Here is a 23,293-nt window from a genome sequence, read left to right as displayed (position 1 = left end):
GCTTTTCTCGTCTTCGGTCGCGCTGCGGCGGAACCCCGCCGCCGTGCGACCCCCGCGACGCGGGGAGGAACTACCGGCGCACGGGCCGGCAGGGGCTAGGCGAAGTCCGAGGTTGCCGGATCGGCGCCGATGCGGCCTGCGGCACCCTTGTCGAGGCCGTTGATGGCCTCGATGTCCTCGTCCTCGAGCTTCACGTCGAGCGACTCCCAGTTCTCGATGATGCGGGACTCGGTGACGGACTTGGGGATGACCACGTTGCCGAGCGCGAGGTGCCAGGCGAGGACCACCTGGGCGGGCGTCGCGTTGCGCTTCTGCGCGATGTCCTGCAGCACGGCGTCGTCGAGCAGTCCCTTGCCGGAGCCGATGGGCGACCACGACTCGTGCAGGATGCCCTTCTCCGCCTCGAAGGCACGCAGCTCGGCCTGGTTCAGGTACGGGTGGGTCTCCACCTGGTTGATGACCGGGACCACGCCGGTCGCGTCGATGATCTCGGTGAGCGCTTCGATGGTGAAGTTCGAGACACCGATGCTCTTCACGCGTCCCTGCTTCTGCAGTTCGATGAACGCCTTCCACGTGTCCACGTACTTGCCCTGCTTGGGCTGCAGCCAGTGGATGAGGTAGAGGTCGAGCGTCTCGAGGCCCAGGCGCTCCATGGACTCGTCGAACGCCTTCAGCGTGCTCTCGTAGCCCTGGTCAGCGTTCCACAGCTTCGTGGTGATGAACATCTCGTCGTGGCTCAGGCCCGACGACGCGATCGCCCGGCCGACGCCTGCTTCATTCCCGTAGATCTTGGCGGTGTCAATGTGACGGTAGCCGGCCTTGAAGGCCTTGCCCACGACGTCCTCGGCCACATTGTCCTCGACCTGCCACACGCCGTACCCGAGCTGAGGGATCGTGAGGCCGTCATTGAACGTAAGGTTTGGTGATGTAGTCATATAGGCGGGAACGAACGGGTCCGTTCATTTATTTCTGTTTCCACCGACAACTATCAGCCCGCGAGGTATTCGCTCCCCGGAGCCCACCACGCGGACCAGCCTGCGATGACGGAGGTATGGGATGAGCGCGGCTGATGATCCGGAACGGATCACCCTCCATGACGACGCCTACCGGTACGCGTTCCGCCGGTCCCGGTCCGTGCGGCTCGCCGCGCAGGCGGCCTTCGACGCCGTCGAGGCCGTCGAGGCCGTCGAGGCTACTCGGGACACCCCGGGCGGGGAGTCCGGGACGACGTCCGACGGCGCGGCGTCCACGTGCATCCTCCTGGTCGGTGCGGCCCGGGCCGTCCTCGAACGTTATCTCCCGCCGTCCCTGCCTCCGCGGGTCCAGGCCGGGCCCGGCCTCCAGGCAGCCCTCGCCGCCCTCACGCCCGCCGAGCGCGAGTTCCTCCTCCTCTGCCACTGGGACGGCCTCGACGTCGACGCCGCAGCGAGGTCCTCGGGGGAGGACCCCGGACGGTTGCACGACATCGAGACCGCCTGCGCACGCCACCTGCCCGCCACCGCGGGATCGTCGGCCTCCCTCACCGCCTCCCTCGCCGCCGTCCTCGCCGACGCCGACCCGGCCCGCACCGTCGCCGAGGAGGACCTCGGGCGCAGCCGTCGCGCACTCCCGGCCCGGGAGCCGCCCTCGCCCGGGCCCGCGGCGGCGGCAGCCCGCGAACCCGCCCCTGCCGTACCGGTGGAGGAGGAACGGCCCGCCCGGCCCCACGCCGACGGCGGCAGGTCCCGGACGCGGCGGATCCAGCTGATCGTCGGCGCCGCGTGCCTGCTGCTGGTCATCGCGGCCCTCACCACGGCGCTTCTCCCCCGCCGGGCCGCGGGACCGGCGGAGGAGACGGCCCGCCTGTACGATCTCGCCGACGTGGTGGCCGTCGTGGCCGCCTCGAACATCCAGCCGACGGTCGTCGACGGGGAGGTGCGGATCCTGCGGAGCGCCTCCGTGGTGCAGATCATCAAGGGCGAGGAGACGGGCCGGGTCCTCACGATCGACGTCACGGGTCGGAGCACCCTCGAGCGCACGTACAGCCGCAGCTTCTTCCCGCCCAACCAGCTCATGTTCCTCGAGCACGCCGAACGCGGCGTCCTCGCGCCGATCGAGGGCGAGGGCTCCGTGCTGACCCTCGTGAACCGCCGGGCGCCGGAGACCACGACGATCACGGGCGAACCCGTCCCCCTGCCGGACGGGCTGCGCGACGCCATCCGGGCCCTACCGGCCGGAGAACTGCCGCTCGAGACGAGTGGTGAGGCTCCCGGGGCCCTGAACCCCGCGGCCGTCGTGGGCGTCGAGCCACCGCCGGGCCGCGATCCGCAGGACATGCCGGGCACCCTGCTGGGCACCTTCCGCATCGAGGCGGCGGACGGGGAGGCGTGCGTGCTCTTCACCTTCAACGGTCGCGCGATCCTGCTGCGCTGGCCGGAGGGCTTCACCGCCTACGAGCGGGAGCAGTCGGGCTACGCCGACGGCGATCCCGCCATCGAGCGCCGCGTCCTCACCGTCCTGAACGAACGCGGATACCCCTACGTGGACGACAACCGGGCGGCGCCGTTCATCCGCGGCGTGCCGACAGGTACGCGGGGCGACTGCGACGGGCGGGAGGTCGAGGTGTGGGACATCTCCGTCGACCCGGGGAGCACACTGCTCTTCTACTGATCCCCCCACCCGATCCCGGTGTGGTGCCGCGCATCACGGGACCTGCCGGCCGGCATCCGGCATGGCCCGTTCGGCCTCCTCGACGTCGTCCGCCACGAGCTGGGCGCGGCGCCGTACGTTGTCGAGACCGGAGGACGCGATGCCCCACCGTTCGCCGTCGAGCCTCGTCATCGCGGCGGCCTCGGCCGTCGTCGCGAGCGTGTTGCCGGCGCGGGACAGTGCCCGGTGCACCTGCATGAGCGCGCCCGGGATGTCGAGTCCGGTGCTCGGCGAGGAGCTCTGGGCACGCACGCAGAGCTCCCGGACGCGCGGGAGCATCGCGCTGAGGTCGTTGGCGATCCCCACGAGCTCGTTGTAGACGTCGTCGTCGTCGATGCCCTCGAGGATCTGGTGGTAGCGGTCGAGCCCGCGGCGGAAGCGGTCATGCGCCCGCCGCCACACCCCGGTGCCCAGCTCGGCGTCGTCCTTCCGCCCCTGCCGTGCCGCCGCGAAGAACGCCACGGACGCCCTAGAGGTACTGGCCGGGCCCGTGGGTGTCCGCGGGGGACGCCTGGGCATGTCGTGCAGGCGGGATGCGCCTCGGCTCGCCGTCCTCGCCGACCACCACGCCGGGAGCGATCACCGTGCCGGGCGGCAGTTCACGCAGCTGGAGCCGGGCGGCGAGCTGCTGGTTCGCCATCTGCTGGGCCGCGAGCGCGGTCTGGATCCCGTGGAAGAGGCCCTCGAGCCAGCCGACGAGCTGAGCCTGCGCCACCCGCAGTTCCGCGTCGGTGGGAACGGCATCGCGGTCGAACGGCAGGTTGATGCGGTGCAGCTCCTCCACCAGTTCCGGGGCCAGGCCGTCCTCGAGCTCCTGGACCGAGCGCTCGTGGATGGAGGCGAGGCGGGCGCGGCCGGCGTCGTCGAGCGGGGCGGACCGGACCTCCTCCAGCAGCTGCTTGAGCATGGTGCCGATCCGCATGACCTTCGCCGGTTCGTCCACGAGCTCCGCGAGCGAGGCGGGCCGGCTGTCCGGGGCGGCGGGAGCCTCGGGCCCTCCGGCCTGCGAGGTATCCGGCGGGCCGGGAGCAGGAACCACGGGACCGGCCGGCTGCTGTTCAGTCATGACGCAATGCTCCCACAACAGCTGGAGGCCGGGCACGTCAGATCCAGCCTTGTTCCCATGCCCGGGTGGCGGCCTCGTGGCGCGACGCCGCATCGAGCTTCGCCATCGCGGAGGACACGTAGTTCCGCACCGTTCCCGGCGCCAGGTGCAGTTCGCGGGCGATCGCCTGCACACTGGCTCCCTGGCGGCCGTGGCGCAGGACGTCGAGTTCGCGCACCGTCAACGGGCAGGACTCCCCCGTCAGGGCGCTCGCGGCGATGTCCGGGTCCACGTACCGTCGCCCGGCGGCGACGTCCCGGATGACGTCCGCCAGCTTGTCCGCGGGCGTGGACTTCGGCACGAACCCTGAGACCCTGCTGGCGAGCGCGCGCCGCAGGACACCCGGCCGGGCATGCCGTGTGACGATCACGACGCGCGTCGCGACCGTCCGGAGGATCTCCTCCGCCGCGTAGATCCCGTCGGTCGGGGGCATCTCGAGATCGAGCACGCACACGTCCGGGGAGTGTTCCTTCGCGAGCCGCACGGCGTCCGCCCCGTTGTCGGTGCTCGCCACGACCGCGAGATCGGGTTCGAGTCCCAGCAGGGCCTCCAGGGCGCCGCGGATCAGGTGCTCGTCATCGGCGAGGATCAGGCGGATCATCGCCGATCCCGCCCTGCGCCGGCCGCGGAGGCAGGCGCATCGACGCGCCCGGTGCCGACGGCGTCCGGTCCGTCCCCGGCACGCGACGCGTTCCGCGACGACGCATCGCGCGAGGACCCATCGGCGGGCCCGGGGGCGGAGGCGGCCAGCACGAACAGGCCACCCACGAGGCCGGCATCGACCGATCCCCCGACGGCCTCGAACCGCTGCCGCAGGCCCTCGATCCCGGAGCCGCCGGTCCGGGGCGCGGCGTCGGCGACGCCGTCGTTCGTCACGGAGAGCACCGATCCCGCTCCGGTCCGCACGAGGCGGAACGTCACGCAGGTGGCCTCGCTGTGGCGCAGGATGTTCGTGGTCGTCTCCCGGATGACGAGCCCGAACAGGGTCCGTTCCTCCGGCGGCAGCCCGTCGGCGTCCACCTCGACGGAGGCTTCGATGCCGGCGGCACGAAGCACCTCCGCCGCATTGGCCGCCTCTGCGGCGAAGGACACCGCCCGGTAGCCGTGCACCAGGGCACGGGTGTCCTCCAGGGCCGTGCGGGCGAGCTGCTGGGCCTCGCCGATCTGCAGGCGGGCGGCCTCGGGATCGGTGTCGAGGAGGCGTCCCGCAAGCTCCGTCTTGAGGGCGATGACCTGGAGGTGGTGGCCCTGGATGTCGTGCAGGTCCGCCGCGAAGCGCAGCCGCTCCTGCGCCACGGCGAGCTCCCCGGAGGTGCGGCGGCTGTCGTCGAGGCGCAGCACGATCTCCCACCACCAGATGCTGCCGAGGAACAGCAGGGGCGTCATCAGCGCCCAGAGGCCGACCGAGAACAGCCCCCCGGCGTCGGAGACGGGACCGCCGGCAGGGGTGCCGAGGAGGATCCCGAGCATCCCGTGGAGCACCAGGGCGGCGAGCGCCGCCCCGAGCACCCACCAGCGGGCGCGGCGGCCGAGGACGACGGCGAGGGCGTTGGCCGCGAACCAGAGCGGCAGCGCGGCGACCCAGAGGGTGTGGGACTGGAGGAGCCCCAGGAACCACAGACCGGCAGGTGGCAGCAGGAGCCACAGCGTGTACCCCCGCTCCGGCAGCCCGCCGCCGAGGCCGCTCCGGAAGAACCAGCCGTAGCGGGTCAGGGCGATGACGGCCACGACGGCGAGCACGATGAGGACGATATCGAGGAACTGCAGCCCGTAGTCGCCGCCGGAGAGCATGAACAGCGTGTTCACGGCGCTGATGAGGATGCCGTAGAACACGATCGACGCGATGGTGTACCGCCAGGTGGCGCGGACCCCGCGTCCGGTCTCGGGGACCGGCGCCGTACCGGCCGCCCCCGGGTCACCGTCCCGGTCCCGGTCCCGGTCGGAAGCCTTGAAGTGCGCCATGCCGTCCATCGTAGGACCATGACATTTGTCATGGTCCCGGTGTGAGGACGGACAGGGGAAGAGGTGACGTGCGGGCACTGACCTCGTGCTGGGCGGCCCGGAAGGATTGAACCATGACCACTTCACCCGGAACTCCGCCGCTTCCCGCCCTGCAGGACCGCCCGGCCCCTGCGGCACCCGTGGACACCATCGCGGTGTCCGCCGAGGGCCTGCGCTGCTCCTACGGTTCGTACGAGGCCGTCCGCGGCATCGACCTGTCCATCCGCAACGGCGAGTTCTTCGCCCTGCTCGGCACCAACGGGGCCGGCAAGACCACCACCATGGAGACGCTCGAGGGCCACCGTGCCGCGACATCCGGCGCCCTGAGCGTGCTCGGTGCCGACCCCTACCGTGACAAGGCCTCGATCAGGCCCCGCCTCGGCATCATGCTTCAGGAGGCGGGCTTCGCCGACGACCTCACCGTGGAGGAGACGTGCCGGCTGTGGCTCCGGCTGTCCACGGGCGATCCGCGCGGCAGGCCCCGCGAGGAGGTCATCGCACAGGGCCTCGACGTCCTGGATCTCAGCGCGAAGGGCTCCACCCGCGTCAAGATGCTCTCGGGCGGGCAGCGCCGCCGGCTGGACCTCCTCCTCGCGACGGCCAACGAGCCGGACCTCCTCTTCCTGGACGAACCGACCACGGGCCTCGACCCGGAATCGCGCGAGCGGACATGGGAGCTCGTCCGCGGCCTGAACGACGCCGGGACCACGGTGGTCCTCACCACCCACTACCTCGAGGAGGCGGAGAGCTACGCGGACCGGCTCGCGATCATGCACGACGGCGAGATCGCCGTCGACGGCACGCTCGCGGAGGTCCTGCGGCGCGAGCCGTCGACCATCTCCTTCGAGGTGGAGGCCTCCGTCGACGTCGTCGAGCTCACGCGTCTCGGTCTGTCCCCCGATTTCGTGCCCACCCCGGCCAGCACGCAGGTGGCCGTCCCGTCGCTCGACCTGCAGCAGGACCTCTGGAAGGTCCTGTCCTGGGCCGATGCCCACCGCATCCGGCTGGACCGCCTGTCCGCCTCCGAGGCGTCCCTCGCCGCCGTCTTCCACCGGGTCAGCGTCGGCGACGCCGCCTAGTCTCCGCACGCCGAGACCACCGCCCCGACCAGGAGAGAACCATGACAACCCTCACCCACGCCCCATCCCCCTCCGCCGCCACCCGCATCGGCGCGATCGCGCTCATGGAACTGCGCATCATCTTCCGCAACAAGACGGTGCTGACCGGCGCGGTACTCATGCCCGTCGCCATGGCCGTCTACATGTTCTACATCGGTGCCGACCAGATGACGGGCCCGTCGGGAGCGGCCGTGCTGGCCGGGCTGACCCTCATGATCGTGGCTCTCCTGGGGGTCTATCTGACCGCGACGACGACCCTCGCGACGCGCCGGCAGGAGCTGTTCCTCAAGCGGCTGCGCAGCGGGGAATCCTCGGACACGGTCATCTGGCTCGGCATGCTCACGCCCATCGTGGCGCTCGTCGCGGCGCAGCTCGCGATCGTGGCCGCCGGCTTCGGCATCGCCGGGGTCGACGTCCCGGCCCGGCCGCTGGTCGTGGTCGGCGCGGTGCTCGGCTTCCTGGCGCTGTGCGCGACCACCGGCATGCTCACCAGCATCTACACGCCCTCCGCCGCCGCGGCGCAGATCACCACGCTCCCGTTCCTCGTCGCCGTGATCGGCTCCTTCTTCTGGACCGCGTTCGACGACGGCTTCGAAATGGTCTCCCGGCTCACCCCGGGCGGCGCCCTGCAGAACCTCCTGATGGCGGGCTGGGGTGTCGAGGCCCTCGACGCCTCGGTGGCCGGCGCCGGCGTCGTGCTGCTGGCCTGGGTCGTGCTGCCGTACCTGATCGCCGCGAAGCGCTTCCGGTGGGAGAAGCGCTGACCGACGACGGAGCCGGCACCCCCCGAGGGGGATGCCGGCTCCATGTCCCCGACCGGCAGCGTGCTCAGCAGCAGCGGCCCTCGGGGTTGGCGTCCTGGCGGTCCGTCTTGTCCCGCCAGAACTCACGCTCGGTCATGGGGAGTCCGCCGGGGTGGGTCCGCTCGTGGTGGTCGAGGTAGGCCTGGTAGGCGTTCTCCCCCATGACCCCCTTGAAGAGCCATGCCAGTTCGCGGGCGGTGTCCCGTGCCCGGTGGAGCACCTGTGGCACGGTCATCAGTGCCCCGTCCTCGCCGGACGCCTGCCGGGCTCCAGGGCCGCCCACTGCGCCTGCAGTTCCTTCTCGGCGGGGGTCGCGATCAGCCCGGCCGGCGCGAAGATGCGCGAGGCCACCGGGGCGTCCTCGTTCTCCTTGCCGCCGCCGTGCCGGTAGGCCCTGATGGTGGCGAGGATCGCCGTCAGGATCACGATGATGGAGAGCACCACGAAGAAGATCGACAGCGTGCCCTGGATGAACGTGTTGCGGACCACCGCCTCCATGGCGGCCACCGTCTTCGCGGTGCCGAAGCTCTCCTCGCCGGCGGCCAGCGCATTCTTGAACGCCGTGTGCTGCGCCCAGTAACCCACCGCCGGGACGGGGGAGAAGATCTTCTGGAACGACGCCGTGATGGTCACCACCGAGGCGAAGGCCAGCGGGAGGGCCGGGATCCACAGGAGCCGGAAGAGTCCCTTCTTGGCGCAGATCGCCATGCAGACCGCGAGGGCGATCGCCGCGAGCAGCTGGTTCGCGATACCGAACAGCGGGAACAGCGTGTTGATGCCGCCGAGCGGGTCCGTGACGCCCATGATCAGGATCGCCCCCCAGCCAGCCACCATGATCGCCGTGCAGATCCAGGCCCCGGCACGCCACGAGGTGTCGCGGAAGCGGGGCACGAAGTTGCCGATGCTGTCCTGCAGCATGAAGCGCGCGACGCGGGTTCCGGCGTCGACCGCCGTGAGGATGAACAGCGCCTCGAACATGATGGCGAAGTGGTACCAGAAGGCCATCATCGACGGGCCGCCGATGACGCTGTGCATGATCTGCGCGAGGCCCACGGCGAGGGTCGGGGCCCCTCCCGTACGGGACACGACGGTCTCCTCGCCGACGTTCGAGGCGAGGGTGCTCAGCATGTCCGGCGTCAGGTTGACCCCGGTGAGGCCGAGCCCGTTGACGAACGCCACGGCACCCTCCACGGTGCCGCCGGTCGCTGCCGCGGAGGAGTTCATGGCGAAGTAGATGCCGCGGTCGATCGACAGCGCGGCGACGAGCGCCATGATGGCCACGAAGGACTCCATGAGCATGCCGCCGTAGCCGATGAAGCGGGTCTGGCGTTCCTTCTCGATCATCTTGGGGGTGGTGCCGGAGGAGATCAGCGCGTGGAACCCGGAGAGGGCGCCGCAGGCGATCGTCACGAAGAGGAACGGGAACAGCGACCCCGCGACGATCGGGCCGTCGGCGCGTCCCGCGTATTCGCTGAACGCCGGCACGCTGATCTCCGGGCGGACGATCACGATGGCCACGGCGAGCATGACGATGGTGCCGATCTTCATGAAGGTGGAGAGGTAGTCGCGGGGGGCCAGCAGGAGCCAGACCGGCAGGACGGCGGCGATGAAGCCGTAGATGATGATGCCCCAGGCGATGGTGATGCGGTCCAGGGTGAAGAGCTCCACGCCCCAGGTGGTCTCCGAGATCCAGCCGCCGCCGATGATCGCGAGCATGAGCAGGACGAAGCCGATGATGGAGACCTCGGTGACCTTGCCCGGGCGCAGGTACCGCAGGTACACGCCCATGAAGAGGGCGATCGGGATGGTCATCGCGACGGAGAAGACGCCCCAGGGGCTCTCGCCGAGGGCGTTGACGACGACGAGCGCCAGGATGGCCACGATGATGATCATGATGGCGAGGGTCGCGATCAGGGCGGCGGTGCCGCCGATGACGCCGAGTTCCTCGCGCGCCATCTGCCCGAGGGACCGTCCGCCGCGCCGCATGGAGAAGAACATGACGAGGTAGTCCTGCACCGCGCCTGCGAAGACGACGCCGATGATGATCCACAGGGTCCCGGGGAGGTAACCCATCTGCGCCGCGAGGACGGGGCCCACGAGGGGGCCGGCGCCGGCGATGGCCGCGAAGTGGTGGCCGTAGAGGACCCGGCGGTCGGTGGCGGCGTAGTCCTTGCCGTCGGCCTTGTACTCGGCGGGGGTGGCTCGCCGGTCGTCGGGCCGCAGGAGGTGGCGCTCGATGAACTTCGAGTAGAACCGGTAACCGATGAGGTACGTGCAGACCGCCGCGAAGACGAACCAGATGGCGTTGACGGTCTCGCCGCGCACGATGGCGAGCATGGTCCAGGCGATCCCGCCCAGGAGTGCGATGCCCACCCAGAGGGCGATCTTCGCCGGGGTCCACCGACGGTCTTCTGCTTCGATCTCCTGCGGGTCGACGGCGACCGCGGGCAGGTCCGGATCCGTCACCAGCACGTCGGCGTGCCGGTGCGACCCGTTCTGCTTCTTACTCATGATGCTCCTCGGGTGCGAGAGTGTGTGCACTCGAAGGTAGCAACGTAGTGAGGCCGGCGTCACACCACAAGCAGGCAGGCCCGGTCATTGCGCCGAACGGCCCCGAGGGTGCGGCGAGCGGCCGCGCACAGGCAGCGGCGGAGCTGCCTGAGGAAGGACGTCAGGAGGTGCGGCGGGTGCTGCCGTCGGGGCCGTCGTCGAGCACGGCGGGCGGCTCGTCGTCGTCGTTCGCGTTCATGCCCTCGCTGATGCTCGCGTGCGTCCGGGTGCGATCGTCCGCGGGCTCGTCCGCGTCGTCCGTCGGCCCGTTGTCGACGCCGTCGGGCACCTGGTCGCCGAGGTTCTCGGCGAAGCTGTCGGCTGCCTGCGCGAGGCCGCTCTCCTCGCCGTCGTTCTGCGTGCTGGCCACGGTGCTCTCCTTCGGATTGGCTGTCCTGCCAGCCTCGCACAGCCAGCGGATAATCGAAAGCATGCTGATTGTCTTGCTCCGGCGGCGCCCGGCGGCAGGACGGGAGTAGGGTTGATCGGTGGCATTCCGCCACCCGATGCCAGCGGCGCCGATCCCTCCGACCGGAAGTCCGCTGTCCGTGCCCCTCCTCCGCGACCTCGTGCACATGGCCCCCTCGGCCTCCGACCACCACCCGGCGCTCCGCTGCGCCGTCGGCGTGGGGGTCCCCCTCTTCGTCGTCCTGCTCCTCGGCCGGCTCGACCTCGCCGTGTTCGCCACCTTCGGTGCCTTCGCCGGTATCTACGGGCGGAACGAGGCCCACCGTCCGCGCCTCGCCACCCAGTTGCGCGGGGGCGGCCTCATGTTCGCGGTGATCCTCGCGGCGGCGCTGACCGCACGCGCCGACGTCGGCCCGTGGGGCCTGGTCCTGCTGACCAGCGCGGTCGCCGGACTCGGCACCTTCCTCGCGGGCCTGTTCCGCCTGCGCCCGGGCGGGTCGCTGTTCCACATCTTCGCCTTCGCGGCCATCGCGTCCGTGCCGGTCCAGCCACCGCTGGGGCAGGGGCTCATGACGGCGGCGGCCACGGTGGTCTTCGCCGTGGCCCTCGGGCAGGCGGGCAATCTCTGGCCGAGCCACCGCACGGGCTGGCGCAGGGCACCCGCCGACCGGCCGACGGCCCGGCACCTCGCGGCCCTCGGGCGTGAGGCGGCCCTCTACGTCATCGCGGCCCTGCTCGCGGGCAGCGCGGCCACGCTGCTCGGGATCGGCCACACCTACTGGGCCATGGTCGCGGCGACCGTCCCGCTGGTCGGCCAGTCGGCGCGGGCACGCGTGACCCGGGGTCTCCAGCGTCTCCTCGGCACCGTCGCCGGGCTGGTCCTGACCGGGCTGATCCTGCTTCCGGGGCTTCCGGCCTGGCAGCTCGTCGTCGTGATCGCCGTCGCGCAGTTCGCTGCCGAGATGTTCATCCTCCGGCAGTATGCGCTCGCGCAGGTCTTCGTGACGCCCCTCGCCCTGGTGTCCACGGAACTGGCCCACCCCACCTCACCCGCGGGCCTCCTGACGGACCGGGCCGTCGAGACCGGCATCGGGGCGTTCGTGGGAATCGCCCTGGTGCTCGCGCTGCACCTCCGTCAGCGCGCGGTGCAGACGCGGTCCCGCACCGCCTAGCCCATCACGAGCAGGACCTTGCCGGTATGTTCCCCGGAGTCGAAGTAGGTGTGCGCCTCGGCCACCCGGGCGAGCGGGAAGGTCCGGCCGACGAATGGCTTCACCGCCCCCGTGGCAACCAGCGGCCACACGCTGTCGCGGACCGCCTGCATGATGGCCGCCTTCTCCGCCACGGGGCGGGCCCGCAGCGTCGTGCCGGCCACGCTCGCCCGCTTGCCCATGAGCATCCCGAGGTCGAGCTCCGCCGTCGCACCGCCCTGCAGTCCGATGACCACGAGCCGGCCGCCGGTCGCGAGGGATGCGACGTTCCGTGCGAGGTACTTCGCGCCGACGACGTCGAGGATGACGTCCGCGCCCCGGCCGTTCGTCGCCGCCCTGAGTTCCTCGACGAAGTCCTGCTCGTGGTAGTCGATGAGCGTGCGCACGCCGAGCGAGCGGGCGATGTCGAGCTTCGCGGCCGACCCCGCGGTCACGTGGGGTACCGCGCCGAGGGCGAGGCTCACCTGGACGGCCATCACGCCGATCCCGCCGGAGGCACCGTGGATCAGGACGTCGTCCCCCGCGGCCAGGCCCGCCTGCAGGACGAGGTTCGACCACACGGTCGCGGCGGTCTCGGGAAGGCCGGCCGCCTCGACGAGGTCCACGCCGTCCGGCGCCGGGACCACCTGCCCGGCCGGGACGGCGACCCGCTCCGCGTAGCCTCCGCCGGCCAGCAGGGCGACGACGGCGTCGCCCACCGCGAAGGCGGAATCCCCCGCCTCCGCGATGCGGCCGGACACCTCGAGGCCCGGCACCGACGACGCACCCCGGGGCGGCGGGTAGAGGCCGCGGCGCTGCTGGACGTCCGCCCGGTTCAGGCCGGCGGCGGCGACGTCGATGAGCACCTCGCCCGCCTGCAGGACGGGGTCGGGGACGTCCCGCACCGCGAGGACCTCCGGCCCGCCGGCACCCTCGATCATCACTGCACGCATGCCGGCCTCCGGTTCCAGGTATTTGGGCGTCGCCAGCCCTTCATGAAAGACTAGCGGCGGAAGGTTGTCCGAGCGGCCGAAGGAGCTGGTCTTGAAAACCAGTGGGCGGTCACCCCGTCTCAAGGGTTCGAATCCCTTACCTTCCGCTCCAGGAGAGGCCCCGCACTGCGGGGCCTCTCCTTTTCTGTCCCCGGCGCTCGCCTGACCTCCGCGGGCATGTGCCCGCGGTCCGAAGTGCGGTACTGTCCCGAGAAGCAACAGCCGTGCCACGCCCGCCGTGGCCGATGACGGGGTCTCCATGCGTACTGGACAACACACGAGGACCGGGCCGCGCCGCGGGACGGCGGCCCTGGCCGTGATCGGCCTGCTCGCGCTCGTCCCCGGGTGCAGCGTCTTCGGCTCACCCGGTCCGGAACGCGGCGCGGACGGCGCCGTGACCGCCGAGGCGCGCACCGATGCCTTCTCCCTCCAGGTGGGCGACTGCATCAACGACCCCGGGACGGAGGACGTCTCGGACATCATCGTGCTGCCGTGCGACGAGCCGCACGTCTTCGAGCTGTTCGCCCGCACCGACATGCCCGACGGCGACTACCCGGGCGTGCCTGCGGCCAACACCGCCGCGAGCGAGTTCTGCGCGCCGGAGTTCGCCACCTACGTGGGCCTCGAGTACGACGCCTCGGTCCTGGAACTGCTCTACTTCTACCCGGTCGAGGACAGCTGGACCGCGGCGGACGACCGCGAGATCGTCTGCTTCGTCGCGGAGCAGGGCGAGAAACCGGTGACAGGGACACTCCGGGACGCCCGCCGGTAACGCAGGACGTCCACAAAAAGCAGCCAAGAGCCCCGAATCTTCCGTAGCCACTGGTGTTTTGGTAACCGGGAGTTAACGATGTTCTGGTTGGCTACCACTGGGGATGGAATGTCACCTGCGTCACATAAGGTGCTCATGCCGAACACGCTCACCCATCGACGGGTCGGCGGGCTACACTCGCGGCCGCTTCGCGGCCATCGTCAAGGAGAAGAACGAACGAATGGTTTATTCGTCATGGAAGGGAGCGCTCGGTGCGGCGCTGTCGGTGGGGCTGATCGCCTCACCGATGATCGCACTGCCGGCCAATGCCGTGGAGACACCACCGGCAACGGCGTCCGCCGCGGGAACCGGCGTCATCATCAATGAGGCCTATCTGTCGGGTGGCTCGGCGGGGACGCCGTTCACCAACAAGTACGTGGAGCTCTACAACCCCACCGATGCACCGGTGAGCCTCGACGGCTGGTCGCTGCAGTACCGTGCCCCGGGATCCTCCGCGACACCCGCCGCGACCGCCCTCCGCGGCACCATCCCGGCCAAGGGCTACTTCCTGATCCAGGGTGGCTCCAACGGCACGGCCGGGTCCGCCCTGCCCACCCCCGACCTCGCGACGGGCCTCAACCCCGGCGCCGCGGGCGGAGTCCTCGTGCTGTCCGATCAGGCCGCGACCGTCGGCGCCCTCCGTATCGGCAGCATCGTCGGTACGCCCGGCGTCGTCGATGCCCTGGGCTACGGCTCGGCCAACGCGTTCGAAGGAACGGCCGCACCGACACCCGGCGCCGGAAGCACGAAGTCCGCCAACCGCACCGGCTTCGCCGACACGGACGACAACGGTGCCGACTTCACGCTGCAGGACACGACGCCGATGAACAGCGCGTCCTCCGGCTCCACCCCGACGCCGACACCGACGCCCACCCCGACCCCGACGGTCCCTCCGACGCCGGGCGCTGTCGTCCCCATCCGTGACATCCAGGGCACCGGGTCCGCCACGCCGCTGTCCGGCCAGACGGTCACCACGCGCGGCAAGGTCACCGCGGCATACCCCACGGGTGGATTCGCCGGCTTCTACCTCCAGACCGCGGGCAGCTCGGCGGCAGCCGACCAGACCGCGTCGGACGCCATCTTCGTCTTCTCCCCCGACTCCGTCGCATCCGTCGCCGTGGGTGACTACGTGGAGGTCACCGGCACCGCCGGGGAGTTCTTCAACCTGACCCAGCTCACCGTCCCCGCCGGCGGCACCACGAAGCTCACCGAGGCTGCCGAGGAGCCCAAGGCCTCCGCCATCGCGCTGCCCGCCACCGACGCCGCACGTGAAGCCGTCGAGGGCATGCTCTTCCAGCCCTCCGGCGCCTACACGGTCGCCGACAACTTCACGCTCAACCAGTACGGCGAGGTCACCCTCGCAGCCGGCACCGAGCGCCTCCTCCAGCCCACCGACGTCGCGCGTCCGGGCACCCCGGAGAACGCGGCCGTCATCGCCGACAACGCGGCGCGGAGCATCCGGCTCGACGACGGCGCCACGACCAACTTCTTCGCCCAGGCCAACCGCGGCAAGGTGCTCCCGTACCTCACGGCGTCCCAGCCGGTCCGCGTGGGCTCCAGCGCGGCGTTCACCTCCCCGGTGGTCCTCGACTACCGCAACAGCACCTGGAAGTTCCAGCCGCTCGCCGAGCTGAACGGCGCGAGCCCCGACGCACAGCCCGTGCAGTTCGCCGGTGAGCGCCCGGCCGCGCCCCAGCCGGTCGGCGGCAACCTGAAGATCGCCTCCTTCAACGTGCTGAACTACTTCCCCACCACCGGTGAGGAACTCGCCGGGTGCAAGTACTTCACGGACCGCGCGGGCAACCCGATCACCGTCGACGGCGGCTGCGACTCCCGCGGCGCCGCGAACAAGGAGAACCTCGAGCGCCAGGAAGCGAAGATCGTCGCCGCGATCAACGGCCTCGGCGCCGACGTCGTCACCCTCATGGAGGTCGAGAACTCCGCCAAGTTCGGCAAGGACCGCGACTTCGCCCTCGCGACCCTCGTCGAGGCGCTGAACGAGAAGGCCCCCGGCACCTGGGACTACGTCCGCTCCCCCGCGGCCGTCCCCGCCCTCGCCGACGAGGACTTCATCCGCACCGCACTGATCTACAAGAAGGCCGTCGCGGAACCCGTCGGCGAGTCGGTCATCCTCAACGACAACGTGGTGTTCTCGAACGCCCGCAAGCCCCTCGCGCAGGCCTTCAAGCCGGTCGGCGGCAGCGACGCGGAGACCTTCCTCGCGATCGTCAACCACCTCAAGTCCAAGGGCTCCGGCCCGAGCTCCGGCGGCAACGCCGACACCGGTGACGGCCAGGGCGCCTGGAACGCCGCGCGCGTCGCCCAGGCACAGGCCCTCGTGACCTTCGCCGACTCGATGAAGACGGCGGCGAAGACCGACAAGGTCTTCCTGACCGGCGACTTCAACGCCTACACGATGGAGGACCCCATGCAGGTCCTCTACGAGGCCGGGTATGTCGACCAGGGCAAGAAGGACGGCAAGTACTCCTACGTCTTCTCGGGCCTCAGCGGATCCCTCGACCACATCCTCGCGTCACCCGCGGCGGACGCCACCGTCACCGGTGTGGATACGTGGAACATCAACTCGGCCGAGTCGGTCGCCCTCGAGTACAGCCGCTTCAACAACAACGTCACCGACTACTACGTCGCCGATCCCTACCGCGCCAGCGACCACGACCCCGTGATCGTCGGCATGGACCTCGCACCGGCCGACACCACGGCGGAGCTCAACCTGCTCAACATCAACGATTTCCACGGACGCATCGACGCCAACACGGTGCGCTTCGCGGGGACCGTCGAGCAGCTGCGCGCCGAGTTCGGTGAGGACAAGACGGCGTTCCTCTCCGCCGGCGACAACATCGGCGCGTCGCTCTTCGCCTCCTCGCTGCAGGAGGACAAGCCGACGCTCGACGTCCTGGACGCCCTGGAGCTCAAGACCTCGGCAGTGGGCAACCACGAGTTCGACAAGGGCTTCGCGGACCTGACCGGCCGCGTCTCCGACACGGCGGACTTCCCGTACCTGGGCGCGAACGTCTACACCAAGGGGACCACCGAGCCCGCGCTCGATGAGTACTCCATCATCACGGTCGACGGCGTCGACGTCGCCGTGATCGGCGTCGTCACCGAGGAGACCGCGTCACTCGTCAGCCCCGGCGGCATCGCGAACGTCGACTTCGGCGACCCCGTCGAGGCCGTCAACCGCGTCGCGCAGGAGATCGAGGACCAGGACCTCGCCGACGTGATCGTCGCCGAGTACCACGAGGGCGCCGGCGACGGCGTCGTCGAGAAGTCGACCCTCGAGCAGGAGATCGCCGCGGGCGGAGCCTTCGCGAAGGTCGTCACGGAGACCACTCCCCTCGTGGACGCGATCTTCACCGGCCACACGCACAAGCAGTACGCGTGGGACGCCCCCGTCCCGGGCATCGCGGGCAAGACCCGGCCTGTCCTGCAGACCGGCTCCTACGGCGAGTTCATCGGCCAGATCACGCTGACCGTCGACAAGGCCACCGGCGACGTCCAGTCCTACACGGCCCGCAACGTCGCCCGCACCACGGAGGCCGACGCGGCCCTCGTGGCCGGCTTCCCGCGGGTCGCCGAGGTCAAGACCATCGTCGACGCGGCCGTTGCGCAGGCGGCGGTCATCGGCAACCAGCCCGTCGGATCCGTCACGAAGGACATCACGTCCGCCTTCACCGGCACGACCCGTGACGACCGAACCTCGGAGTCGACGCTGGGCAACCTCGTGGCCGACTCCCTGCGGGCGAGCCTCTCCTCCGCCGAACGCGGCGGAGCGCAGATCGGCGTCGTCAACCCGGGCGGGCTCCGCAACGAGCTCTACTACGCGCCCGACGGCGTCGTGACGTTCGCCGAGGCGAACGCCGTGCTGCCGTTCGTGAACGACCTCTGGACCACCACCCTGACCGGTGCGCAGTTCAAGGCGATGCTCGAGCAGCAGTGGCAGCCCGACGGCAGTTCGCGGTCCTTCCTGGCCCTCGGCCTGTCGGACAACGTGAGTGTCACCTACGATCCCACGCTCGCTCGCGGTTCGCGGATCACGTCGGTCCTGATCGACGGCGTACCGCTCGACCCGGCGAAGGGGTACCGCATCGGTACCTTCAGCTTCCTGGCCCAGGGTGGCGACAACTTCACGGCCTTCCGTGAGGGCACCGACACCCGCGAGTCGGGGCTGGTGGATCGTGACGCGTGGATCGACTACATCCGGGCGAACAGCCCGCTGTCGCCGTCGTTCGACCGACGCAGCGTGCAGGTGCAGGGCGCGCCGACCACGGTGAAGGCCGGCACGGCCGTCTCCTTCACGGTGTCGAAGCTGGACCTCACCTCGCTCGGCAGTCCCGTGAACACCACGCTGGCCGCGAGCTTCGTGGCCGCGAACGGCACCACCACGCAGCTCGGGTCCGTCCCGGTCGCGGGCGGTAGCGCCACCGTGAACCTCACGGTCCCGGCGACGGCGAGCGGCCAGGGGCGGATCGTCCTGACGGCCGCACCGAGCGCGACGACGGTGACCCTGCCGGTCACCGTGGAGGCCGGCGTGGTCTTCTCCGACATCCAAGGCAACCTCCACGAAGATGCCATCAAGTGGTTGGCGAACCGCGGACTCGCCGAGGGCTACTCGGACGGCACCTACAAGCCGCTGGGTGCCATCAACCGCGACGCCATGGCAGCTTTCCTCTATCGCCTGGCGGGGGAACCCGAGTACACGGCGCCGAAGGTCTCGCCCTTCAAGGACATCTCCCCGGATGTCCAGTTCTACAAGGAAATGTCGTGGCTCGCGGAAACCGGTATCACCACCGGCTTCAGTGACGGTACGTTCCGTCCCGTCACCCCCGTGAACCGCGACGCGATGGCGGCGTTCATGAACCGCTTTGCCGGCGACTACTGCAATATCGCCCAAGCTGCGGACTACCCGAACCCCACGACCTCCTCCTTCACCGACGTTCCCGCGAACCTGCAGTTCGCACGCGAGATCGCGTGGATGAAGAAGTCCGGCATCAGCACCGGCTGGCCGGACGGCACCTACCGACCGGTGGTACCCGTCGCACGCGACGCCATGGCCGCTTTCATCCAGCGGCTGGACGCGTACGAAGGTGCGAACGGGGGGTGCAGGCCCTGACACGATGACCGGGTCGGTCCGCTGACCCGGTCATCCCCTCCATAGAGAAGGGGTTGGACCCGTCAAGGTCCAACCCCTTCTCTGCGTCCGGCCTGCCGCCTGTGATGCGCGACGGCCCGCAGTGCCTAGTTCGCTGCTCGCTCCAGGAGGGCTGCGGCAATCAGGTCGGCGTCGAGCAGGGTCCGGCCGCCCGCTTCCAGCGGGGCCCCGGCCTCGGCCGCGATGGCCGTCCCCCACTGGACCGAGGACAGCTGGAGGCCGATCACGAACAGGTCGTCCTGGGCCGTGCCGGTGCTGTCGACGGCGCGGTAGGGCGGCAGCGTGACGTCCAGCCCGGCAGCGGTCACCGGCACGCCGTCCTCCCCCATGAGGGTCCGTGGGCGGACCGTGCCGTCCTCGAGGAGGGTCCGCATGAGCGGGGACAGGCTCGTGGTCACCCGGTTCGCGGGCATCATGGCCTCCACGAGGTAGCGCGCCGTGAACGAGTCGCCATGCACCCAGGGGGAGGTCGCGCGGAAGAGCCCCTCGTCCTGGTCGAAGCCGAAGCTCGGATTCGGTCCCACGAACCGCACGATCCCGGCGCGCACGAGCGCGGCGAGCTGCGCGATCCGCACCGGCGGCGGTCCGCTCGCGAGGCCTTCGACGAGCGGCTCGAACCATCCGCGGAGCTCGGCGTTCCACGACGAGTCCGAGATCCCGCCGTCCGCCACGGCCTGCTTGATGACCGACCTCCCGGCGTTCATCGCGCCGATCGCCATCTTCAGGGGGTCGTCCTCGCCGTCCGCGGAGCCCGCGGCGTCGGCGTCGAGGTAGGCGAGGACGGCCGCCGCGTACTCCTCGCCGTCCGCGAAGCGTCGCCGCGCGAACGGCTGCGCGAGGGCTTCGACGTCGAGCCGGAGGTCGGCGGGGACCGCGCGGGCGACGGCGTCCCCGGCCGCGGCCTCCCAGGCCGGGCCCTCCAGGCCCAACGCGGTGTCCAGTCCGGCGAGGAAGGCCTCGGGTGCCGCAGGTGCGCGGCCGGTGGGGCGGCAGAGCGTCGTGTAGTACGCCCACAGCACGTCGCGGTGCAGCAGCGGCCACAGGTCGTGGTCGAAGCCGGGTTGCACCCCTGACTGCCGGAACGCGAGGACCCGGGCCGGCGTGCAGAAGCGCAGCGTGACGGTGCGGGGGATGTAGGTGTCGAGGGACGCCTTGGCCCGGTACGGCACCCCGCGGCGGGAGGCCGCGACGATCCGGGGTTCCCGGCCGGACGGGGCGTAGTCGAGCCGTCCCCCGTCCATGGGCGAGAACGTCCCCCCGCGGCCCTCGGTCAGCTGGATCATGGCATCGAAGAAGTTGAGCCCGAGCCCGCGGACCAGGACGGTCTTCCGTGCGGGGAGGCGGGCCCAGGCGACATCGGCGGGGACGGCAGGCGGCCAGTACTGGAGCCCGTGGCGTGCCGCGACGTCCTGCAGTCTCTCCTGCTCCGGCGTGAGGGTGGCCGCCAGGTGCCCCAGCGCCAGGACGACGTCGTCGGCATGGAGCCGCGAGCCGTCGTCGAGGAGGATGCGCCACCCGCCGGCGGACCAGGGTTCGTCGTCGTCCTGGAGGTCGTCCTCCGCGGCGTCCTCGAGCCGCCGGAGCCCGACGGCCTCCTTGCGGTGGTGGACGACGGTGACCCCGTCCGGGGCCTGGCGCACGACCTCCGCGAAGATCCAGGCGAGATACCGGCCGTAGAGCGCCCGGCTCGGGAAGTCCCGTGAGGCCAGGCGGGCGCATTCGGCGAGGTCGTCGTCGCCCAGTCCGGGAACCAGGCCGTCATTGACGCGCGTCCGCCACGCGTCGAAGGAGATACCGCCGGGCGAGGCGGCGACGTCCGCGGCGGCCGGGCCGGCGGGGACGACCGTCGGGTACAGGCAGGGCGTGTTCATGAGGAACAGCCGCGACTGGCCGGTCTGCCAGACGTGTCCCGGACCGGGCTCGTAGGGCTCGATCACGTGCAGGGCGAGGGCGGGAGCCCCCGGCCCCAGGTCACGATGCTGCGCGATCAGCCGCTCCACCACGGAGGTGCCACGGGGTCCGCCTCCGATGACGGCCACGCGCCTTGCCTCCTGGTTCTCCACGCCGCAAGCCTATCCAACACCGCTCCCGCACCCTGCCGCGAACGTCGTCCCGTGATCGCTGCGCCTCCGGAGGGCTGCATAGGATGGGCGGATGACGCACTCGACGGAGACCACCGCGCCCACGGACGATCCCTTCCTCTGGCTCGAGGACATCTACGCCGAGGAAGGCCTCGACTGGGTGCGCGCGCAGAACGCGCTGACCGAGGACGCCCTGCTCACCCCGGACTTCGGCGTCCGGGAACGCGGCATCCTCGAGGTGCTCGATTCCACGGACCGTATCCCGATGGCGGGCAAGCACGGGAGCCACTACTACAACTTCTGGCGCGACGCCGAGCACCGGCAGGGCATCTGGCGCCGGACCACCTGGGACAGCTACGCCTCCGACGCCCCCGACTGGGAGATCCTGCTCGACGTCGACGCCCTGAGCGCCGTCGAGGGGACGGAGTGGGTCTGGGGCGGGGCGCTCTTCCTCCGCCCGGCCGAGGGCGCACCGCACGAGCGGGTCCTCGTGGTCCTCTCCCCCGACGGCGGGGACGCCGCGCGCTACCGGGAGTTCAGCCTCGAGACCCTGGCGTTCGTCGACGGCGGCTTCGACATCCCCACGGCGAAGAGCCGCATCAGCTGGGCCGCCCCGGACGCCCTCCACGTCGGCACCGACTTCGGGCCGGGGTCCATGACGTCGAGCTCCTACCCCCGGACGGTACGGACCCTGCGGCGCGGGGCCGGCCTCGCCTCGGCCGAGCCGTACTTCGAGGTGGAGGAGGACCACATGATGGCCCTCGTGCTGCACGATTCCACGCCGGGGTTCGAGCGCGACATCGCCGTCGACACCATCGACTTCTACACGCGCCGCACCTACCTCCGGCAGGACGGCGACTGGCGGCTCATCGAGGTGCCCGAGGACGCCAGCATCTCCCTGCACCGCGAGTGGCTGATCATCCGGCCCCGCACGGACTGGACCGCCGGTGGGACCATGCACGCGGCAGGGTCCCTCCTCGTCGTCCCCCTGGACGCGTTCCTCGCGGGAGAGCGGACCTTCGTGACCGTCTTCGCCCCCGACCCCTCCACGTCCCTGCAGTCCTGGAGCTGGACCCGCGATTTCCTCCTGCTGAACCTGCTGCGCGACGTGTCCTCGGAAATCCGCATCCTGGACCCCGCGAAGGACTGGGCCGCCGACCTGCTCGACGCCTGCCCGCCGCTGCACTCCGTGGACGCCTACGCGGTGGACGACGAGGACGACGCGGCAGGCAACGACTACTGGCTCGTCGCCACGGGCTTCCTGACGCCGTCGACGCTCTACCGCGGGACCATCGGCGGCGGGTACACGGCCGTCAAGTCCTCGCCGTCCTACTTCGACGAGGACCGCTTCGCCGTCGAGCAGCACTTCGCGGTCTCGGCCGACGGTACGCGCGTGCCCTACTTCCAGCTCGCGGCGAAGGGCCTGGTGCTCGACGGCGGCAACCCCACCCTGCTGTCCGGCTACGGCGGCTTCGAACACTCGATGACGCCCGCCTACAGCGGCGTGATCGGGCGCGGCTGGCTCGAACGCACCACGGAGGACGGCCGGAACGGCGTCTACGTGCTCGCCAATATCCGCGGCGGCGGCGAGTACGGGCCGCAGTGGCACCTTGCCGCGCTGCACGCCAACCGGCACCGGGCCTACGAGGACTTCGCGGCCATCGCCGAAGACCTGGTGCGGCGCGGCGTGACCTCGCCGGCACTCCTCGGCTGCACGGGCCGGAGCAACGGCGGCCTGCTCGTGGGCAACATGCTCACCACGTACCCGCACCTGTTCGGCGCCATCTCGTGCGGCGTGCCCCTGCTGGACATGCGCCGGTACACCAAGCTGTCCGCCGGGTACTCCTGGATCGCCGAGTACGGCGACCCGGACAAGCCCGAGGAGTGGGAGTACGTGCAGACCTTCTCGCCGTACCACCTGCTGCGGGACGACGTCGCCTATCCGAAGACGCTCCTCTGGACGGCGACCAGCGATGACCGGGTGGGGCCGGTGCAGGCCCGCAAGATGGCCGCGAAGATGAAGGACCTCGGCATCCCGGACGTCTGGTTCCACGAGGCGCTCGAAGGGGGCCATGCAGGCGCGGCCGACAACCGGCAGGCCGCGAGGATGCACGCCATGAGCTTCGAGTTCCTCTGGCGGGCCCTCACCGGTTCTCTCTGACACCCGCGCTCCGCGAGCACCTGCCCGGCAACGCGCCGAGGGAGCGGGGCGGTTTTGCTCTTGCCGTCCCCTTCTGGGTAACCTTGGGAGGCTAGAGATAGCCGATGGAGACGTGCCAGAGCGGCCGAATGGGCTTCACTGCTAATGAAGTGTGGGCCTAAAGCCTACCGGGGGTTCAAATCCCCCCGTCTCCGCGTCAGGGCCCCCGGTATTCC

General features: G+C 70.8%; 17 protein-coding genes and 2 tRNA genes. 9 read left to right on the top strand and 10 right to left on the bottom strand.

Translation table 11 applies throughout. The annotated features are described in order from the left end of the window. Positions 1 to 95 precede the first annotated feature (95 nt). Positions 96 to 935, bottom strand: a complete 840-nt coding sequence (locus QFZ50_RS17845) for an aldo/keto reductase (protein WP_307086451.1) — start codon at positions 933 to 935, stop codon at positions 96 to 98. A 121-nt stretch (positions 936 to 1,056) separates the two neighbouring features. Here QFZ50_RS17845 and QFZ50_RS17840 point away from each other — a divergent pair, with 121 nt between their 5' ends. Further along, positions 1,057 to 2,649, top strand: coding sequence for a hypothetical protein (locus tag QFZ50_RS17840; RefSeq protein WP_307086449.1), 1,593 nt, complete (start codon positions 1,057 to 1,059; stop codon positions 2,647 to 2,649). Positions 2,650 to 2,682: 33 nt separating this feature from the next. On the opposite strand, the gene QFZ50_RS17835 is transcribed toward QFZ50_RS17840, so the two are convergent. Genes QFZ50_RS17835 through QFZ50_RS17820 form a run of 4 tightly spaced genes read right to left on the bottom strand, consistent with a single transcriptional unit; the run spans position 2,683 to position 5,755 of the window. After that, positions 2,683 to 3,150 (bottom strand): hypothetical protein, encoded by a 468-nt coding sequence (locus tag QFZ50_RS17835; RefSeq protein WP_307086447.1) that lies wholly within the window; start codon positions 3,148 to 3,150, stop codon positions 2,683 to 2,685. Between the two features lie 7 nt (positions 3,151 to 3,157). Beyond that, positions 3,158 to 3,754 carry a bacterial proteasome activator family protein gene (locus QFZ50_RS17830; protein ID WP_307086446.1) on the bottom strand — a complete coding sequence of 199 codons (597 nt, stop codon included), beginning with the start codon at positions 3,752 to 3,754 and terminating at the stop codon, positions 3,158 to 3,160. A gap of 37 nt (positions 3,755 to 3,791) precedes the next feature. Further along, positions 3,792 to 4,394 (bottom strand): response regulator transcription factor, encoded by a 603-nt coding sequence (locus QFZ50_RS17825; protein WP_307086444.1) that lies wholly within the window; start codon positions 4,392 to 4,394, stop codon positions 3,792 to 3,794. After that, on the bottom strand, positions 4,391 to 5,755 hold the full coding sequence (locus QFZ50_RS17820) for a sensor histidine kinase (protein ID WP_307086441.1): 1,365 nt from the start codon (positions 5,753 to 5,755) through the stop codon (positions 4,391 to 4,393). The genes QFZ50_RS17825 and QFZ50_RS17820 overlap by 4 nt, the downstream gene beginning before the upstream one ends. Before the next feature lie 113 nt (positions 5,756 to 5,868). Between QFZ50_RS17820 and QFZ50_RS17815 the strand changes: the two genes are divergently transcribed. After that, entirely contained in the window at positions 5,869 to 6,873 is a 1,005-nt protein-coding gene (locus QFZ50_RS17815; RefSeq protein WP_307086439.1) for an ABC transporter ATP-binding protein, read from the top strand. Positions 6,874 to 6,914: 41 nt separating this feature from the next. Further along, positions 6,915 to 7,676 (top strand): hypothetical protein, encoded by a 762-nt coding sequence (locus QFZ50_RS17810; protein WP_307086437.1) that lies wholly within the window; start codon positions 6,915 to 6,917, stop codon positions 7,674 to 7,676. A gap of 64 nt (positions 7,677 to 7,740) precedes the next feature. Here QFZ50_RS17810 and QFZ50_RS17805 read toward each other — a convergent pair whose 3' ends face one another. From QFZ50_RS17805 to QFZ50_RS17795, 3 genes are all read right to left on the bottom strand, one after another. Continuing rightward, positions 7,741 to 7,950, bottom strand: coding sequence for a YbdD/YjiX family protein (locus QFZ50_RS17805; protein ID WP_133080379.1), 210 nt, complete (start codon positions 7,948 to 7,950; stop codon positions 7,741 to 7,743). Next, on the bottom strand, positions 7,950 to 10,226 hold the full coding sequence (locus QFZ50_RS17800; protein WP_307086433.1) for a carbon starvation CstA family protein: 2,277 nt from the start codon (positions 10,224 to 10,226) through the stop codon (positions 7,950 to 7,952). Before QFZ50_RS17800 ends, QFZ50_RS17805 begins: the two co-directional genes overlap by 1 nt. A gap of 160 nt (positions 10,227 to 10,386) precedes the next feature. Further along, entirely contained in the window at positions 10,387 to 10,635 is a 249-nt protein-coding gene (locus QFZ50_RS17795) for a hypothetical protein (protein ID WP_307086431.1), read from the bottom strand. Between the two features lie 178 nt (positions 10,636 to 10,813). Here QFZ50_RS17795 and QFZ50_RS17790 point away from each other — a divergent pair, with 178 nt between their 5' ends. Next, positions 10,814 to 11,845 carry an FUSC family protein gene (locus QFZ50_RS17790; protein WP_307086429.1) on the top strand — a complete coding sequence of 344 codons (1,032 nt, stop codon included), beginning with the start codon at positions 10,814 to 10,816 and terminating at the stop codon, positions 11,843 to 11,845. Here the strand turns inward: QFZ50_RS17790 and QFZ50_RS17785 are convergent. After that, the gene (locus QFZ50_RS17785) at positions 11,842 to 12,816 is read right to left on the bottom strand and encodes an NAD(P)H-quinone oxidoreductase (RefSeq protein ID WP_307086426.1); all 975 of its coding nucleotides are present in this window, start codon (positions 12,814 to 12,816) and stop codon (positions 11,842 to 11,844) included. The two genes, QFZ50_RS17790 and QFZ50_RS17785, sit on opposite strands and share 4 nt — an antisense overlap. A 58-nt stretch (positions 12,817 to 12,874) precedes the next feature. Here QFZ50_RS17785 and QFZ50_RS17780 point away from each other — a divergent pair. The 3 genes from QFZ50_RS17780 (at position 12,875) to QFZ50_RS17770 (ending at position 18,797) form a co-directional block, all read left to right on the top strand. Then, positions 12,875 to 12,962: transfer RNA gene (locus tag QFZ50_RS17780), tRNA-Ser, on the top strand. Positions 12,963 to 13,114: 152 nt separating this feature from the next. Then, positions 13,115 to 13,627: a septum formation family protein gene (locus tag QFZ50_RS17775; protein ID WP_307086424.1), complete on the top strand. Its 513-nt coding sequence runs from the start codon at positions 13,115 to 13,117 to the stop codon at positions 13,625 to 13,627. 220 nt (positions 13,628 to 13,847) lie between these two features. Next, positions 13,848 to 18,797 carry an ExeM/NucH family extracellular endonuclease gene (locus QFZ50_RS17770; RefSeq protein WP_307086422.1) on the top strand — a complete coding sequence of 1,650 codons (4,950 nt, stop codon included), beginning with the start codon at positions 13,848 to 13,850 and terminating at the stop codon, positions 18,795 to 18,797. Positions 18,798 to 18,922: 125 nt separating this feature from the next. On the opposite strand, the gene QFZ50_RS17765 is transcribed toward QFZ50_RS17770, so the two are convergent. Beyond that, positions 18,923 to 20,899 carry an FAD/NAD(P)-binding protein gene (locus QFZ50_RS17765; RefSeq protein ID WP_307086420.1) on the bottom strand — a complete coding sequence of 659 codons (1,977 nt, stop codon included), beginning with the start codon at positions 20,897 to 20,899 and terminating at the stop codon, positions 18,923 to 18,925. Positions 20,900 to 20,990: 91 nt separating this feature from the next. On the opposite strand from QFZ50_RS17765, the gene QFZ50_RS17760 reads away from it, so the two are divergent. Together QFZ50_RS17760 and QFZ50_RS17755 are read left to right on the top strand one after the other, a co-directional pair. Then, positions 20,991 to 23,078 carry a prolyl oligopeptidase family serine peptidase gene (locus tag QFZ50_RS17760; protein WP_307086417.1) on the top strand — a complete coding sequence of 696 codons (2,088 nt, stop codon included), beginning with the start codon at positions 20,991 to 20,993 and terminating at the stop codon, positions 23,076 to 23,078. A gap of 106 nt (positions 23,079 to 23,184) precedes the next feature. Next, positions 23,185 to 23,272: transfer RNA gene (locus QFZ50_RS17755), tRNA-Ser, on the top strand. The last annotated feature ends 21 nt before the right edge of the window (positions 23,273 to 23,293 follow it).

The sequence above is a fragment of the Arthrobacter agilis genome (assembly GCF_030816075.1).
Taxonomy (GTDB): Bacteria; Actinomycetota; Actinomycetes; order Actinomycetales; family Micrococcaceae; genus Arthrobacter_D; species Arthrobacter_D agilis_E.
The sequence above is the reverse complement of the archived record's forward strand: the minus strand, read 5'-3'. Positions and strand labels throughout refer to the sequence as shown.

What these genes read in the sequence shown, in the direction of transcription:
- QFZ50_RS17845 (WP_307086451.1), bottom strand. Translation starts at nt 935, where the DNA reads ATGACTACATCACCAAACCTTACGTTCAATGACGGCCTCACGATCCCT.
- QFZ50_RS17840 (WP_307086449.1), top strand. Translation starts at nt 1,057, where the DNA reads ATGAGCGCGGCTGATGATCCGGAACGGATCACCCTCCATGACGACGCC.
- QFZ50_RS17830 (WP_307086446.1), bottom strand. Translation starts at nt 3,754, where the DNA reads ATGACTGAACAGCAGCCGGCCGGTCCCGTGGTTCCTGCTCCCGGCCCG.
- QFZ50_RS17825 (WP_307086444.1), bottom strand. Translation starts at nt 4,394, where the DNA reads ATGATCCGCCTGATCCTCGCCGATGACGAGCACCTGATCCGCGGCGCC.
- QFZ50_RS17820 (WP_307086441.1), bottom strand. Translation starts at nt 5,755, where the DNA reads ATGGCGCACTTCAAGGCTTCCGACCGGGACCGGGACCGGGACGGTGAC.
- QFZ50_RS17815 (WP_307086439.1), top strand. Translation starts at nt 5,869, where the DNA reads ATGACCACTTCACCCGGAACTCCGCCGCTTCCCGCCCTGCAGGACCGC.
- QFZ50_RS17810 (WP_307086437.1), top strand. Translation starts at nt 6,915, where the DNA reads ATGACAACCCTCACCCACGCCCCATCCCCCTCCGCCGCCACCCGCATC.
- QFZ50_RS17805 (WP_133080379.1), bottom strand. Translation starts at nt 7,950, where the DNA reads ATGACCGTGCCACAGGTGCTCCACCGGGCACGGGACACCGCCCGCGAA.
- QFZ50_RS17800 (WP_307086433.1), bottom strand. Translation starts at nt 10,226, where the DNA reads ATGAGTAAGAAGCAGAACGGGTCGCACCGGCACGCCGACGTGCTGGTG.
- QFZ50_RS17785 (WP_307086426.1), bottom strand. Translation starts at nt 12,816, where the DNA reads ATGCGTGCAGTGATGATCGAGGGTGCCGGCGGGCCGGAGGTCCTCGCG.
- QFZ50_RS17775 (WP_307086424.1), top strand. Translation starts at nt 13,115, where the DNA reads ATGCGTACTGGACAACACACGAGGACCGGGCCGCGCCGCGGGACGGCG.
- QFZ50_RS17770 (WP_307086422.1), top strand. Translation starts at nt 13,848, where the DNA reads ATGGTTTATTCGTCATGGAAGGGAGCGCTCGGTGCGGCGCTGTCGGTG.
- QFZ50_RS17760 (WP_307086417.1), top strand. Translation starts at nt 20,991, where the DNA reads ATGACGCACTCGACGGAGACCACCGCGCCCACGGACGATCCCTTCCTC.